The organism is Corynebacterium sp. 13CS0277 (assembly GCF_002994655.1).
Classification (GTDB): domain Bacteria; phylum Actinomycetota; class Actinomycetes; order Mycobacteriales; family Mycobacteriaceae; genus Corynebacterium.
Map to the genome: position 1 here is coordinate 96,974 of NZ_PPDL01000002.1, position 17,424 is coordinate 114,397.

Genomic DNA, 17,424 nt, shown 5'->3' on the forward strand with positions numbered 1-17,424 from the left:
AGCTGACGTTGACTGTGGGTTTTGGCTAGCAATCGCGCAGTGCGGCGAAGACTGAAAAGACCCCCACATCTGAGGACCCTTGTGACCGCTTCCGCCACCAGCAACGCACTTGCCCCCGGCATGATCATTGAAGCCCGCGACGAAGAGTGGCTCATCACTGAAGCCAAGCCCTCTCGGCGTGGGCAGCGGCTCAAGGTCCGTGGAGTATCCGAGTTCGTTCGTGATGAGGTCGCTACTTTCTACACCGAGCTAGACCCCAGCATCACGCCACTCGACGCGGACGGGGTCACACTGAAGCTCGACACTTCCCCGCGATACCGGCACACACGACTGTGGATCGAAACCAATCTGCGCAAGACTCCTGAGTCGATTCTCAACAACCACCTCACGGTCTCCAAGGGCGCGCTCGTCGATGTCCTGGATTACCAGCGCCAGGCGGTCGAGAAAGCACTGTCGCCTCAAAACGTGCGGCCCCGCATTCTCCTCGCAGATGCGGTGGGCTTGGGCAAGACAATCGAGATCGGGATGATCCTCTCCGAGCTGGTGCAACGAGGGCGCGGCGACCGCATCCTCATCGTGTCTCCCAAGCACGTGCTGGAGCAGATGCAGAAGGAAATGTGGAATCGTTTCGCACTGCCTTTTGTGCGCCTGGATACGGCGGGCATTCAGAAGGTGCGCCAGAAGCTGCCCGCGACCCGTAATCCTTTCTCCTACTTCAACCGCGCCATCATCTCGATCGACACGTTGAAGATGCCGAAGTACCGCTCCTACCTGGAAAAGAGCCAGTGGGATGCCGTCGTTATCGACGAGGCGCACAACCTCACCAACACAGACACTCAGAACAACGATCTCGCCCGCCTGCTGGCACCGCGTACTGAGGCGCTCATCTTGGCGAGTGCGACGCCGCACAACGGCAAGAGCGAGTCGTTCGCTGAGTTGATTCGTTTGCTGGATCCTGCGGCGGTTGCTCCTGACGACACCATCTCGAAGGTGGCTATCGACCGGTTGGTGGTGCGCCGTCACCGCTACTCCCCCGAGGTGTCCTCCGTCGTGGGTGAGCAGTGGGCGGAGCGTGCCGAGCCGGAGAACAAGCTCGTTGAGCCTTCCGTGCAGGAACAGCGCCTTGCTGACGAGTTGCGGGCTGTGTGGCTGGGTGACAACAGTCCGAGTGTCTCGCGACTGTTCCCGTGGTCGTTGTTTAAGGCTTCTCTGTCTTCCCCGCTCGCGTTGCTGGAAACGATCGACAACCGCCGTCACACGCTCCAGCAGAACATCGCTGATGCCGCGACGAATAGCAAAGTCGACGCGGAGCAGTGCCGTGCCGAGCTCGCCGCGCTGGAGGAGCTTCGCCGTCTGGCGGCAGAACTCACCTACGCAGAAGGCGCGGATGCGTTGACGGAGGATGGCGTCACAGAGGACGCGGCTCTCGACTTCAGCCGGTCGAACAAGTTCGCCGCCTTGGTCGACTACCTCACCGAGATCGGAGTGAAAAAGGGGTCCTCCACCCGAGCCGTGATCTTCGTTGAGCGACGCAAGTCCATTGAGTGGCTCAAGGCTGGCCTGGAGCAGAAGCTCACCCTGGGCAAAGATGCCATCGACGTGATGCATGGTGGGCTCAGCGATGAAGAGCAAATGCAGGTAGTTGAGCGTTTCAAGCAGGGCAACAGCAAAACCCGCATCCTCATCACGGGCGACATCGCGAGTGAGGGCGTGAACTTGCACGCCGAATGCCACCATCTGATCCACTACGACATCCCGTGGTCGCTGATTCGAGTTCAGCAGCGCAACGGCCGGATCGATCGCTACCAGCAGAGGAAGAACCCGGTAATCGCCACCCTGTTGCTGGACACCACGAGTGGCTTCGAAGGCACGGACACCCAGGGACGTGCAGGCGATGTGTCGATTTTGACCCGACTCATGGAGCGTGAGCGCGAGGCTAATGAACGCCTCGGCGACGTCGCCTCCATCATGGGCAAGTACAACGAGAAGGCCGAAGAGGACGCCATCCGCGACGTCCTCGCCGGAAAGACCTCCTTCGAAGACGCTGTGCCCGACATCGACTCGGCTCAGGCGGGAGGATTCCTTGCCCTTCTGCGCGGAAGTAATCCTTTGGACGATGCCGCAACCGGCGCTGCCTCCGAGCCGGACAGCACGAGCAACTCCTCCGGCACCTCCCCCCGTCGCGTGGCTCATGCATCGCTGTACCCGAATGAGAGTAGCTTCCTCCTCGATGCGTTGAACGAAGCGTTCGATAGCCGCCCGCACAACGATGTCGAGGCCGGCGGCGTGAGCCTTGTCGAAAGCTCCCCCACCATCACGCTGTGCCCTCCCCCGGATTTGCAGCGGCGCTTTGAATTCCTCCCCGACGACTACGTCAGCGACAACGAGATCCTCAAGAGCTTGCAGTTGACCGGCGACCCTGTCGCCGGTGGCCAATTCGTGGAAGATGCCCGCAAGGGTAAGGGCACTAAGAACAACTGGCCCCACACGCACTTCCTCGGCCCGCTTCACCCGGTGTCCGACTGGGCGGTCGACCGCGCGCTCAGCAGCATGCGCCGCCAAGAGACCCCAGTGGTTCGCGGCAACGTCAACGCCCCCACGATCCTCATCATGGGAACCTTGTCCAACCAGCTTGGACAAACAATTTCCCGCGCGTTTCTGCAGTACACCATCGCTGATGACGGCACGATCCGCGCCGGCGGTGTCACCGACGCTGACGCCGTCACCCATATGCTGGGTGTCATGCCCACCATCGCCGATATCCACACCTGGTTCAAAACCGTGGGCTTGAGCGACAAGGACCTGTCCAACCGCCCGATCGACGATGCCGCTTTCGAGGACAACTTCCTCCCCGTGTTCAAGGCAGGCGTGGAGAACGCGCTCACCGCAGCCAACGGCTTCATGAGTTCCGTCGTGATGGAAAGCGCCAAGGAGGACACGGCCACCTACGTGCACTCCCAGGAGGCTCGCCTCGACGCCTGGCTCGAGACCCCGGCTCCCTCCACGGGGCGCAAATACAAAGAACACCGCAAGCGGGTCCAGCAGTATCGTGATATCGCTACCCGGATTGAACCAGAAAGCGCCCGTGTGAAGCCCCTCGTCCTCCTCGTTCCGCACAACTTCGACGCCACCCGGAAGGCGGTCTAACCACCATGGCTGAGTACCACGCTATCGCCAACGTCGACGAGTTCGTCTCCGACTACTACCTCACGAGCGACGACAAGAAGCAGACCTTCCTCTCCCAGGTCACCAAGCGGATCAAGCAGTGGAACGACGAAGAGACTGAGAACGGCACACAGTCGCCCTTCGCACGCCTCCTCGGCGCCCGAGCACAGCTGCAGAACAAACTAGCCGTGCTGCAGGAGGCCGCCGATGCCGGGCGTGAGGAACAGATCGAGGAAACCTACTCGCTCACCCGCCGCGCGCTGGGCTACTCCGAGAAACTCCACGAGCTCACGTTTGAAGACAACCACGGCGACCTCGTTCTCGAATTCGCTGCCAGCATCGACCACGGCGGCCTGAAAAACAAGGCACTGTTTATCACCGCTGACGTCGCCGACTCTGTCGAAGACATTCGCCGCACTCCGGTGCGGGGAACCGTCACCCGCGATGGCAAACCCGTCACCGGGCAGGATCTGCGGGTGCAAAAGGTCGTTGGAGAAATGTTCCTCACCGACGACCAGCCGGAATTCATCGTCATCCAGGCCGGCCGCTTCATCGCCCTCGCCGAGCGCGAAACCTGGCCCCTGGGCCGCTTCCTCGCCGTCGATCTGCTGCTCGCCCTCGAGCGCAACGACACCAAGGTCAGCGGCGAGCTCCGGCGCGTCGCCTGCATCCTCGCCGCCGAGAATATTCGCCGTAGCGCAGAAGGCGAACGGTGGTGGTCCAAGGTCATCGAAGACTCCCGCAATCACTCCGTAAAAGTCAGTGAGGACCTACGTCACGCCATTAGGGACTCCATCGAGATCATCGCCAACGATGTTCTCGACCGCACCCGCGCCAACGCGCGCCACAAGGCCCAACTCGAAGGCCTCGACTACCAGGGACAAAAAGCTGCCGCGCAAGCAGCTGTCGATGCCATCGACGTCGCCGAGCTGACCAAGCAATGCCTGCGGTACTTGTACCGCATCCTGTTCCTCCTGTTCGCGGAAGCCTCCCCCGAGCTCGAGATCCTGCCCGTCGGCGTCACCGAATACGACGAGGGCTACAGCCTCACTCGCCTGCGCAACCAGATCCTGCGCCCGCCGGCAACGCAGCGCGACCAAAACGGCACGTACCTCTACGACAGCCTTCAGGTCCTGTTCGACCAAGTCAATGGCGGCTACATTGCCGACACCAGCGATGACGACCCCACCGAGATCGGTACCACCGACGAGGGGCTGCGTTTCGAATCCCTCGAAGCGGACCTCTTCAAGTACGACAAAGCGCGCTACATCGAAGACGTCAAGCTCTCGAACGCCGCTATGCACACAGTGCTGACCCGACTGCTCATGTCCAAGGAGCAAAAGGGCAAAGACCGCGGCTTCATCTCCTACGCCACGCTCGGCGTCACCGAACTCGGCCAGGTCTACGAGGGCCTGATGTCTTACTCGGGCCGCATTGCCACCGAGACGCTCCTCGAGGTCGCCAAGAATGGCAACGCCAGCAAGGGCTCCTGGCTCGTCGAAGAATCCATCGCAAATGCGGATCCCGAGACCTACAGCCAGGAACACTTCGTCACCAAGGTGAACGAGACCACCGGCATCGCAGAGGCGATTCGCTACCAGCCGGGCAGCTTCGTCTATCGCCAGTCTGCGCGCGACCGCGAACGCTCCGCGTCCTTCTACACCCCGAAGGTGCTGACCAGCTTCACCGTTGGCCAGGCAATCGAGGAGCTGAAAAACGCCGGCCATGGCGAAACCGCGGCAGACATCCTCGATTTGAAGATCTGCGAGCCCGCCATGGGATCCGGTGCGTTCGCAGTCGAGGCCATCCGGCAGTTGGCCGAATGGTACCTAGACAAAGCCGAAGAAGAAGCCATCGAACAGGGTCAACCGGGCATCCCCGCGGAATCCCGTCAACAGGAGCTTCAGAAGGTCAAGGCCTACATCGCCATCCACAACACCTACGGTGTGGACCTCAACGCCACCGCTGTGGAACTCGGCGAAATTGCCATCTGGCTCGACACCATGACCAAAGGCCTCAAAGCGCCGTGGTTCGGGCTCCACCTCCGGCGCGGCAACAGCCTCATCGGTGCATCGCACTCCGTCTACAACCGCCGCCAGGTGAAAGGACCGGGCAAGGCTGAGCTCGACAAGATGAAGGAACGGGCTGCCCTGCAGGGTGAGAAGTTCACCGCACCTGTCAGCCTGCACCTCAAGAATCCCCCGAAGCACATCCCCCTAAGCGGTGATGAAAAGCGCCGCGACGATGAGGCGTACCAGTTCCTCCTCCCCGCCCCAACTTGGGGAACGGCAGCAGACGCCGAGGAGGCCAAGGGTCTATACGACAACGAAATCCAAGAGTTGAGCACTTGGCGCAATGCTATGTTCGCCAAGATGGGGCGGGCCGACGCCCCCGATCCTCTGAAAACTCCTGCAGCTATCCGCGTCAAGGGCGATCTTTTTGACGCGGCAGTCAACCTATCCGCTCAGGTAGACGAGCTATGGAAGTATGTGCAATGGCGCCTTGAAACTGCAGAAAAGCAGACGCAGCGTCAAATTGATGTCTGGGGCAACACAGCGGACCAACCGGATCACCAGATCGTTACACGAGAACAGATCGAGGCGTTCCTACACGACGAGGAAGGGGCACTTCGCCGCATCCAATTGGTGATGGATATCTGGTGCTCCTTCGCTTTCTGGCCCTTGGCTGGCCAGGACCTCGTCGTTGATGGGACGAAGGTCACCCCTCCGAGCAGAACCGACTGGTACGAAGCCATGTTCCTCCTGCTCGGCAACCAAACGCGTGGGGACAGTCTCTTTACAACGGACCCGACCTGGAACGATATCGATGAAGCCGAACGCCTCGCCCTGGCTTTCTCGGGCGCGCAACCCGTCTCTTCGGTAATCCAACGACACCCTTGGATCGAGGTTTGCAAACGAATCGCCGCAAAGCAGGCGTTTTTCCACTGGGAGCTTAACTTCGCGCACATTTTTGCCCGTGGTGGCTTTGACCTTCAGGTCGGAAACCCACCTTGGTTCCGCCCGAGCACAGACGCGGACGCACTACTTGCCGAATACGACCCGTGGTGGATCCTCAGCCACAAGCCCACAGAGCCTGAAAAGCAAGCCAGGCTGGCGACGACCACTGCCGATCCGCTCGTCGCCGCCTACTATTCAAACGGGATTGCTGAGACCCAAGCCACACGCTCCTGGCTAGGCTCCTCAACGAACTTCGCAGAACTTGCCGGCCAACCCGACTATTACCGCGCGTTCATGGTTCGCACTTGGTTCAATACCGAACCGAAGCGCGGTGTGAGTGCGCTGATCCACACCGAGAGCCACTTCACGGAGGCTGGCGCGATCGCACTCCGCAAGAGCGCTTACCAGCGGCTAAAGCGACACTTCCACTTCGTCAACGAGCTTAAGCTCTTTGATATCGACAATCACGTAGCTTACGGAATTCATGTTTACGGCCGTGTGAACCCTACACCTAGATTCGTCAACATTTCGAATCTTTATCACCCCTCGACGGCCTCGGCGTCTTTCTTCCACGATGGCTCTGGTGATCTGCCCAGCTTCAAGGATGATAACGGGAACTGGGATCTTCGTCCGCACAAAGACCGGATTCAGGTCGTGGACGAAGAAGTAGTTGGCGGTTGGGGGCTAACCCTAAGCGGCCACGAAGAACCCACGTCCTCGTGCATGGTCTACCAAACCACGAGCGCACTGAGTGAAGTCTTGGCTAAGATGGCGCGAACGGAACGCATGGAGTCGCTAGATCTCCACTACAGTCCGGGATGGCATGAGACGGCCGACCGCAAAAGGCGCATATTTGAGGTGGGTTGGAACCGTCCCGAACGCTGGGAGGACGTGATCCTTCAAGGGCCACACATTGATGTCCTGATCATGCCATTTCAAGAGCCTCGACCGACCCTAAAAAACAATCGGGATTGGGAGCTGCTTACACCTGAACAGCGCTGCCACCTTATTCCAGCATGCGCATATTCCCCTACGGGGGACGGTGAGCAATATCGAAATAAATTTACCAGACTCCCAAACGGGGAGCCTATGGTAAATCACCCACGGGTAGCCTGGAGAAGAATGGCTTCAAAGACTGGATATAGGACACTTATACCAGCCTTGATCCCCCCGGGTCCCACGCATGTACATACGGTTGTCTCATGTGCCCACAACGCAGGGGACATGTCGGAATTGCTCCTAGTTCTCGGCGTGGCTTCTTCACTTCTCGCCGACTTTTTCGTTCGCTCGACGATTGGTAGCGATATCCTTCCGAGCACCTTCCGGAAAATACCGATTGGAAACCGACTATTTTCGAAAGAAATTGTCGAACGGGTCATCGCACTATCTGGACGGAGCTTCACCAGCAACAGTGTTGACCAAAATCGACTTGAGCTTAATTCTCAATTTCCTACCGTAGCTCTGGAGCGTGCTGAATTCACGAGGGAGCAGTGTCGCTTGGATGCCCTGATTGCGAGACGTTTTGACATCGAGCCCGAGGTTCTCATTCAGTGCTACGAGTCAGCCTTTCCGGTGTTGAGAAAGAAGGACGCCCGGTTGGGTATTGATAGATCGACGCAACTTGCCGAGGCCTATCAGTGGACACTTCGGCTTGAAAAAGCCTAAATTCTAGCCATGGCTGAACGCAATAGCCCGGCATAGTCGATCCCATCCTTCTGGTCATATTTTCGCTGAACTGGAAATGCGGAATCGTAGATTTTCTCGAGTTCATCGATAGAGACATTGAAGCGATGGGCGACAAGAACGTCCAATTCTGCCATTGCTCGCTTGCGAGCCTCGGGCTCGATGATTGGATCCACTCCTGTCACCTTTAGCAAGCTGGAGTGCGCCAGAGTCGTACAGTTGAGAGCCGCTGCGCGCATTGCAATTTCACGGCTAAAGACATCGCGCCCAATTGGGATTTGCTCAAAGAGGGACGGCAACACATGCTTGTTTACGATCGAGCGAATAAAGAAATCGACGAGATAGCTCGAGCATAGCCCAGAAACCAGCAATATTTTCCAGACGGCTTCAGTGCCTGCACCTGCGCCAGCGCTGGTTAGAGTGTGGACATGCATTGGCCCCGGAGGAATTACACCGTTGATCAGCGTCCTGAAACCATTCTTGGAAACCATGGTTCGCCAAGCTACACGGTACTCTAACGCACTGTATTTCCCGGTCGAGGATGTGCGACTAAAATGCTTAGATCGTGCGATCTTAGACTTCTCGGAAAGGAGATATTTGTATCCGCAGGCAGGGAGATCTCCTTGCAAATATCTACCGACAGGCATCGGCGAGTAGTCCCGATTGTTTCTGAGCGTCTTATTTGGTTCTTGCGCGAAAGGGTGCATCGGAAGGATATGTGGTCCTTGAAGGATCACGTCCTCCCAGCGTTCTGGGCGGTTCCAACCGACTTCGAACACGCCTCTGGCACGGTCATTAGTCTCGTTCCAGCCTGTCGAATAGTGGAGATCTAGCGACTCCATGCGTTCCGTTCGCGCCATCTTAGCCAAGACTTCACTCAGTGCGCTCGTGGTTTGGTAGACCATGCACGAGGACGTGGGTTCTTCGTGGCCGCTTAGGGTTAGCCCCCAACCGCCAACTACTTCTTCGTCCACGACCTGAATCCGGTCTTTGTGCGGACGAAGATCCCAGTTCCCGTTATCATCCTTGAAGCTGGGCAGATCACCAGAGCCATCGTGGAAGAAAGACGCCGAGGCCGTCGAGGGGTGATAAAGATTTGAGGCGTTAAGAAAGCGCAAATCACCGTCCGGAGACCCGTAAACGTGCACGCCGTAGGGAACCAGATTGTGAATATCGAAAAGTCGGAGCTCGTTGACGAAGTGGAAGTGTCGCTTTAGCCGCTGGTAAGCGCTCTTGCGGAGTACGATCGCGCCAGCCTCCGTGAAGTGGCTCTCGGAGTGGATCAGCGCACTCACACCGCGCTTCGGTTCGGTATTGAACCAGCTATCAATTGGTTTGTCAGCCCCCTCACCCTGCGTAAAGAACCAGGAGCGCGGTTACCGGTGCGCTGTTGGTTTCATTTGCCGTCGTAGAACTGTCGTGTCCCATCCCCGGCCACGACAGGAGCAACACATGGCCAGCATCAAGAAGTACAACACTGCGAAGGGCGTCCGCTGGAGGGTGCAGTACCGCAGCCCCGACGGGCGGGGGCGTACCAAGCAGGGATTCCTCACCCGCACAGCCGCAGCCGCCTGGGCGGCCCAGAACCTCACCTCGATTCGCTCGGGGACCTGGATTGATCCGCAGGCGGGCGCGACCACCGTAGCTACACTGGGCGCGGCGTGGTTGGCCACGCGCACCCACTTGAAGCCCTCCAGTAAGTACGTCGAAGAGAAGGAGTGGTCGCGGCACGTGCTACCCGAGTGGGGGCACTGGAAGGTCTCCGCCATCCGCCACAGCGACGTCCAGTCCTGGATCTCCCGCCTCGAGTGCTCGCCGTCGTCGGTCCGGCACTACCACAGCATTTTGGCGCAGATCCTCGACCTCGCAGTCAAGGACCGGATGATTCCCAGCAACCCCGCCCGCGGAGTCAACCTGCCCCGTAAGTCTCCCAGCGTGAAGGTGTTTTTGACGATGGAGCAGCTGAATACGCTGATTTCCAACAGTTCGAAGCACCATGAGCTGTTGTGGCTGCTGGGCACCACGGGCCTGCGGTGGGGCGAAGCGACCGGCCTGCAGGTCCAGGACATCGACTTCGTCCGATCAAGGATTCATGTCCGTCGTAACGCCGTGATGGTGGGCTCGCAGATCGTGGTGGGCACGCCGAAGACGCACAGTCAGCGCACGATCGCGGTGTCGCGGCGTGTCCTGGCCGGGCTGCGGCCGGTGTGCGAGGGCAAGGCCTTGGATGCGTGGCTGTGGGAGTCGCGTGTGGGCGGCCCGTTGCGTCTGCCGGGTAAGGATGGGTTCTTCAGCAATGCTGTGCGTCGCGCGCAAATGGAAGATCCCTCCTTCCCCACTCTCACGATCCACGGGCTGCGGCATGTCGCCGCGGGTCTCATGGTGTCGGCCGGCGCGAATGTCAAGGTCGTCCAGCGGCAGTTGGGCCATGCGTCGGCGGCCATGACGCTCGATACGTATGCCGAGCTCTTCGATGATGATCTGGACTCGGTGGCGCAGGCGCTGAACCTGATGGCGGAGCAGATCTTGTAGTTCAGCAGTCTGCGCCCGCGCGTGCCGTTGCTTGGCGCTGCGGCTTTAGCGTCGAGGTCGCTGCCTTCGTCCCGGGCGGGCTGGTTTGCCCGCCCAGGACTCTGGGTGGAATGCCCCCAGTGCTGCGGGGCGAATTCTGCGGTCGCCACCTGCGGGTTGCTGTCTTATTCCTCCTCGGGCGAGGCGCTGTTCGCACGAGTCCCCCACATTTGGGGGTAGGGCTGTGTACATCCGTTCGACGACAACCGGATCGATTTCTGCGGTAGAGCTGCAGCTTCCTTTTCGTCGTGGATGTGTCGTGGCGCCGATTCTCCCTGCATGACATCGCCCCTTCATGCCAGAATATTGGGCATGTCTCAGCTTCTGCCGTCTAAGGCCGTCACCAGCATCGTCGACGGGATCACCGAATACCTCACCACTACGGTGGCTCTCGCCGACGCATCGGCTGCAGCGGCCTTCGAGTCGTTTGTGAAGTCTGAAGCATCTTCGATGTTCCACGGCCCCTACGTCCGCACCCGGATGCCTTTCGTGTCCGCCCAGGTCGACGTGGAGTATTTGGGGTGGACTCCCCCGGGATTCACCCCATACACGCACCAGCAGCAGGCATATCAGCGCTTGCGCTCCTGGGTTCCGGGTGAACACGGTGGTGCGCACGAGCCGGAGCCCACTGTGATCGTGACGGGTACGGGCTCCGGTAAGACGGAAGCATTCCTGCACCCGATCATCGATCACGTGGTTCGGGTCCGACGGAACGCCCAAGAACCGCGGGACGCCCGCGGTGTCAAGGCGCTCATTTTGTACCCGATGAACGCCCTTGCGAACGACCAAGCTGTCCGCCTGGCGAAGCTGCTGAGTGAGGATTCCCGCTTGGAAGGCGTCACCGCTGGTCTGTACACCGGTGAAGCTGACGCTGATGATGACAACGGCGTGTTGATGACGAGTCGCCACGACATCCGCAAGAATCCTCCGGACATCCTCCTGACGAACTACAAGATGCTCGATCAGCTGCTGCTGCGCGAAGCGGACCAGGTGTTGTGGGAGATCTCCGCTGACTCGCTGCAGTACGTTGTGCTGGACGAGGCGCACACGTACGACGGTGCGCAGGGCACGGATGTGGCGATGCTGCTTCGTCGCATGGGGCTGAAGCTGAAGCACTTCTCCGGAAGCACTGATCCCCGCCCCTTGGGCAAGGTCACCCCGGTGGCAACGTCGGCCACGATCGGTGACCAGTCCGATATGAGTGAGTTGTTGTCGTTCGCTCGCGCCATTTTTGGTCGGGAGTTCACTGACGAGTCCGTCGTGCGTGAGACCAGGCAGTCTGTCGCGGACTGGGCGGGCCGTATCGACCCGCAAGATTACGAAGGCGCCGCGCACTTCCAATGGCACGAGGTCAAGGACCAGGTAGAAGACTTCAACGCCGCCATCGCAGGCTTCAAGCCCGAGAACTCTGGTGCGAAGATTCACGCTGCGTATGACAGCTTTTCCGACGCCCGCGATCTGGATTCTGCATCGTATGCGGCAAACGCCCATGGCATCTACGCCGATATTGATGAGCGCATCGATGCTGCCACATCCCCGTTTGAGCTGTCTGCGGCGGCCGCCTCACGCCTAAAGATTAGGGTGATGAGGGACCCGTGGCTGCTGCGCCTTTTGTACCTGACTCAGCAACCGAAGGCCCTCGACGTGCTGGCTCGCGAATTCTTTGGCCTGTCGACCGCAGCCCCGGATTCTGCCGTGGAATTCATGGCGAACCTGGTCGCAGAGTTGTCTTTCCTGCGGGCACAGTTGGGACGCACCTTGCCCAGCGTGGACGTGCACGTGTGGGTGCGGGAGCTATCCCGCATTGACCGCTCTGCCAGCCCCGAGATCAGCTTCCGCTGGTCTGACGACCACGCGGCGGCGCAACGCACCCACCTAGCCTTTGGCGAGGATGAGGAAGCACACGTCTGGCTGCCTGCAATTTACTGCCGCCACTGTTCACGTTCTGGTTGGATGACTGCTCTGGGGCCGAGCGGCGGCTACGACGATCTGACGTTTGCTGCGTCCCGGATTCGTTCCATGTCCGTCAGTCGCGAGGACAAGGCGCGCACCCGGCCGCTGATCCTCGCCCAGAGCGACACCCGCACCCCGGAGGCCACGAGTCAGCTGTATTGGCTCGACATCGCCAAGCAGAAACTCGATCCTGTCACCGCTGAAGAGCTCACCGCCGCCGGCTCCGACGAAGGCCATTTGAGTGAGGAGCGTGCAGAGTCTGTCGCTGGAGGCCGCCTGCTGCAGGTGCTGACGTTCAGTTCGACTGGCGGTGCCGAAGCCGCTGTCAACGAGACCTGCCCTGCATGCGGCCAGGATGACGGCATCCGCTACATCGGTTCTGCCGTCGCAACGCTGCTGTCCGTCGCCGTGTCGAACCTTTTCGGTTTGCCTGACGTTGACGATGCGGAAAAGAAAGCACTCATCTTCACCGACTCTGTGCAGGACGCGGCCCACCGCGCCGGCTTCGTGGAGCACCGTTCTCACGCCTTTGGGCTGCGCACCAAGATTGCGTGCGCCCTCAGCGAAGACGAGTACCTGCCCCTTTCCCAGGTCGCTGAGCAGCTGTTTGAGTCCAACTCCGACACACCGGTCAAGCGTTTCCAGCTGCTGCCCCCGGATCTGTCGCAGTCGAAGGAACTCGAGGCCCTGTGGGACCCCAGCTACGACCAGGACCCCAACTCGGCCGCCGCCAAGAGAGCGCGGCGGATGATGAAAGACCGCATCCTGTTCGACATTTGTCTTGAGTTCGGACTCCGCTCCAACCTGGGCCGCACCTTGATGCTGACTGGCACTGCTGACGCCCACGTCGATGCCGGGACGCCTGAGGACCTCCTCCGCTGCGCAAAGGCGGCGTTCGCGACCTTCAATGAGCACGCGCAGCAGCGCCTGGACGGCATGGATTCTGCCCTCGATGAGGCTCGTGGGCTCAACGACGCCGCCCGCGATGCCCAGCTGCTCGCGTGGGCGCGCAGCATCCTGGAACGCATCCGCAGCCGTGGTGGCGTCCACCACGAGTGGCTGCGCGACTACATGGCCAACGACGGCAACTACTACCAGATCACCCGGGCCCAAAACCGCGGCGTCGCCATTCAAAGCTTCCACCACACCTCAGTCCCCCACTTCCCGCGCCTCGGCAAGGCCGTCAAGGAAACCAAGTGGAAGCAGGGTATTGATGCCGCAGCCCATGTGAAGGGCTGGTACGCCCGGTGGACCGCCCGCCAGCTCGGCATGTCGACCGAAGACGCGGCGCACCTGGTCTACGCCTTCCTCGAGCACGCAGAACACGCGGGTATTTTGCTCAGCGTTGAAAGCTCATCGAACTCGACAACCGGCCGTGTCTTTGCCATTCCCCACGACAAGGTCCTCGTTCGTAAGATGAGCGATGCGCAGCTGGCTGACCGTAACTTCACGGACCCGGATTTCGCGGGCCCGAAGATTGCGGAGTGCAACGTCTGCCACAGCCTCACCGCATGTTCCGCGGAGACGCTGCAACAGATCCTGGGGGCGCGCTGCTACAACAACGACTGCGAAGGGCACCTTGTCCCCTTCGCAGTCCGCCCCAACTATTACCGCGACATGTACCGGGCGGCGACGCGCCGCTCCATCATCGCGCGCGAGCACACGTCGCTCCTCGAGAAGGAGAAGCGTGCCCGCCTGGAGCGCACCTTCAGGGGTGCGGGAGATGTGGACGCCCCGGACGCCGTCAATGTGCTTGTTGCGACCCCCACCCTGGAGATGGGTATCGACATTGGTGACCTGTCGACCGTGTTCTTGTCCTCCATGCCGAGGTCCGTCGCCAACTATGTCCAACGTGTCGGCCGCGCGGGCCGCTTGACCGGCAATGCCCTCATCATTGCCATCGTTCAGGGCCGCGGCCAGCACCTCCCCCAGGTGAACAATCCCCTGTCGATGATCGATGGCGATGTTCAGCCCCCTGCGGTGTTCCTCAACGCCCGCGAAATCGTCCAACGCCAAGCATTTGCCGCTGTCGTTGATGATCTGTCCGCGCGAGGAAAGCTCAGCAACCTCAAAGACGCCCGCGATGTCTTCAGCCCCACGAGCGGGCTGAAAGTCCGTATCGACGAAGTCGCACCCGAGATCATCGCCGCTGCCCGCGACCGCTTCCTGGAGTCCTTCGGCGACCTCCTGGATGGCGGCGTCAAGGACTTCGTCCGCACCTGGGACATGCGCCAGACCCTCGCCCTGGCCGGTGATACGTGGCAGGCCGAGCGCAAAGAGCTCATCTACCTCAAGCAGAAGCTTGCCGAGAAGGAAAAAGAGCTCACCGATAAGGCTCTCGCGCCAGCTGCCACCGAGCAGATGCGCGAAGACGCCAAGCTCACCACCTCTGCGATTCGCCGCGCCGCAGCAACCCTGAAGTTGCTGGAAACCGAGTACTGGATCTCCAGCTTGGAACGCTTCGGGCAACTGCCGAACTACACGCTTCTCGACGACTCCGTCGAGCTGCAAGTGTCGGGCGTGCAGCGCGGCTCCGACGGCACCATCGAATTCCTGCCCAAGCACAAGGCGTACAGCCGCGCCCTTTCCTCCGCGCTCACGGAACTAGCGCCCGGCAACCACTTCTACGCCGAAGGTTTGCGCATCCGCATCGACGCCGTCGAACTCGGAGAAAACGCCAACCGCGTCGAAAAGTGGCGCACCTGCCCGATGTGCAGCTTCACTGCGGTCTACGGCGCAACCAACACGCAACGCACAAGCGCAAGCGACAGCACTGTCGCCGACTACGATCGGGCTGCCTGCCCCGAATGCGGGGCCACTGCGTTCGCCGGCCTGGAGGCCGTGATCGACGTGTTGCCCATGCAGAAAGTCTCCGCCCAGGTACGCCTGGAACGCGACATCATCGACGGTGCCCGCGAGCGGCGCGAACGCCAGCATTACACCACCTCCCTGTCCGTCCAGCTGCCGGAGAAGAAAGAGCGCACGACCTGGTTCTTCGCCGATAGTGACTTCGGCGTCTCAGGCCTGCCCAACGTCACCCTGAAATGGATGAACCTTGGCACCGGCCAAGGAACCGAGCGCATCATCCACGGCCAATCCATCCACGCGCCCCTGTTCACGGTGTGCCGGCAGTGTGGGCAAGTCGATAACAACGCCGGCAAAAACGACGCCAGCGACCACCGAGGCTGGTGCCCCAACAAGGATGAAAGCGAGCAAGACAACCTCATCCTGGCGATCGGCCGCACGCTGACCACCCAGGGTGTGCTGATGTACCTGCCGAGCGACGTCTTCAACTTCGACAGCTACGCGCTGCCCTCCCTCATCGCCGCCCTCAAAATGGGATTCAGGCAAGTCCTCGGCGGTGACCCCCAGCACCTCGACGTGTCGGTCGTCAGCGTGCCCAGCCCCGTCCAAGGATCCAACGACGTGGAGGAAGCCCTCCTCATCCACGACAACATCCCCGGCGGCACCGGCTACCTCACCGCATTCACCGACCCCCAGCGGGTGTGGGAACTGCTGCGGAGCGCCCACGAGACCGTCCGCACCTGCACGTGCAAAGACAGCCAGCGAGGTGCCTGCCCCGACTGTCTCCTACCCTTCGCTGACCCCCACCAGCTGCAGTACACCGACCGGCATGTCGCGGAAGCAATTCTCTACCGCCTGCTCACCGGCGACACGCTGCCCTCCGACGGGGCAACAGGTGTCCGCGAGATCACGGCACTCGACGCCAACAAGGTTGTCTATGCCCCGACCCGGGAAAACACCGCCGAGTCTCACCTCGAGCGCGAGGTGCGCAAGGCCCTGACGGAGCGGCTGGAAAGCCACGGCGCGAAAGTCACCAAGGACGTTCAGGGCAGCTACGTCACCACGACGTTCACGCTGCCTGACCAGGAAGTCTCCTGGCTGCTCGAACCCCAGCCAGCAGCCGTCGTGAATGAAGCAGGCACCCTCCCGGACTTCCTGCTGTCCACCACCGCCGGTGAACGCGGCCCCCGCTTCGCCATCTACTGCGACGGCTACGCCTTCCACGCGACTGCCCACAACAACCGCGTGGCCGACGATGCCACCAAGCGCGACACCCTGCGCCATCTCGGGTATATCCCCTGGGCTGTCACCAACCAGGACCTCACCGAGTTCCGGGAAAAGCTCGCCCTCGAAGACACCGCTTTGTGGGCCGAAGGCTGGTTCTACACCGACGCCGCCGCCAAGCGGCTCACCCAAGTCGTCAACATCTCTGAGAAGCAGATCCGGTCCTTCCTCCGCGATTCCCTCTCCTGCTTGGTGGACCTCATGAAGGAGTTCCAGCTGTCTCGCTGGGACACCATGCGTGCTGCTGCCGAAAAGATGCAAGGCTTGCCGCTCATCACCGGCCACATGAGCACGGACAACGGGCAACTCCGGTGCACCGTGGACAAGGAGCTCATCAACCTCACCCTGGACAACCTGCCCGAATCCATGGACGAGATGCGTCAACTGCGCACCACGCTCACCCTCACCATCGACGTCGAGCGCCCCTCCTGGAAGGAGCAGTGGATCACCTGGCTGCGCCTGAGCAACCTGTTGTCGCTGCGCCGCCTGCCGGCCGATATCACGACCCGCAGCACGAACCTTGCTGCGCCGAAGGCCACCGGTCTCCTCGATGAGCTGCGCACGCCTGCGGAGGAACCCACCCCGGTCACGAGCGACTCCGTCACTGCGGACGCTGCCGCACCGGTGGCGACCGACGACACTGCCACCGACACTGGCGCGCAGGTCGCAGCAGCGACCGAATCCGCACCAGCACCCGATGTCGACCCGCAGTGGGAAGAATTGGAAGAGCTTGCCGCCACCCCGGCAGAGGAGTTCATTCTCCGTGCGCTCAGCTCTGCGCAGGTTCCCGTCCCCGTGCAAGGCGAAGAGCCCCTCGGCGACCAGATGCTCGATCTTGCGTGGCTCGACGCCAAGGTCGGCTTCACCACCACCCCCGAGGAGGACTACAGCACCTACATCGACGCGGGGTGGACCATCATCACCGCCGACGAAGACAGCACGGATGATGCGATCGCGCAGCAGCTCGCATCCCTGCTCAGCACCCACACGCAGCGAGACTAGGAGA

The 17,424-nt window shown here is 61.0% G+C and carries 5 protein-coding genes; 4 read left to right on the forward strand and 1 reads right to left on the reverse strand.

Annotated features, from left to right (window positions below; all coding sequences use genetic code 11):
- Positions 1-81: 81 nt before the first annotated feature.
- Positions 82-3,147 (forward strand): DEAD/DEAH box helicase, encoded by a 3,066-nt coding sequence (locus tag C1Y63_RS01125; RefSeq protein WP_233195511.1) that lies wholly within the window; start codon positions 82-84, stop codon positions 3,145-3,147.
- 5 nt (positions 3,148-3,152) lie between these two features.
- Positions 3,153-7,787 carry a restriction endonuclease subunit M gene (locus C1Y63_RS01130; RefSeq protein ID WP_106014627.1) on the forward strand — a complete coding sequence of 1,545 codons (4,635 nt, stop codon included), beginning with the start codon at positions 3,153-3,155 and terminating at the stop codon, positions 7,785-7,787.
- On the opposite strand, the gene C1Y63_RS12460 is transcribed toward C1Y63_RS01130, so the two are convergent.
- Positions 7,784-9,100: a type II restriction endonuclease subunit M gene (locus C1Y63_RS12460; protein WP_146128820.1), complete on the reverse strand. Its 1,317-nt coding sequence runs from the start codon at positions 9,098-9,100 to the stop codon at positions 7,784-7,786. The two genes, C1Y63_RS01130 and C1Y63_RS12460, sit on opposite strands and share 4 nt — an antisense overlap.
- Positions 9,101-9,257: 157 nt before the next feature.
- Between C1Y63_RS12460 and C1Y63_RS01140 the strand changes: the two genes are divergently transcribed.
- Together C1Y63_RS01140 and C1Y63_RS01145 are read left to right on the forward strand one after the other, a co-directional pair.
- Complete coding sequence (locus C1Y63_RS01140; protein ID WP_106014629.1) at positions 9,258-10,337, forward strand: site-specific integrase; 1,080 nt, start codon at positions 9,258-9,260, stop codon at positions 10,335-10,337.
- A 351-nt stretch (positions 10,338-10,688) separates the two neighbouring features.
- The gene (locus C1Y63_RS01145; protein WP_158256051.1) at positions 10,689-17,420 is read left to right on the forward strand and encodes a DEAD/DEAH box helicase; all 6,732 of its coding nucleotides are present in this window, start codon (positions 10,689-10,691) and stop codon (positions 17,418-17,420) included.
- The last annotated feature ends 4 nt before the right edge of the window (positions 17,421-17,424 follow it).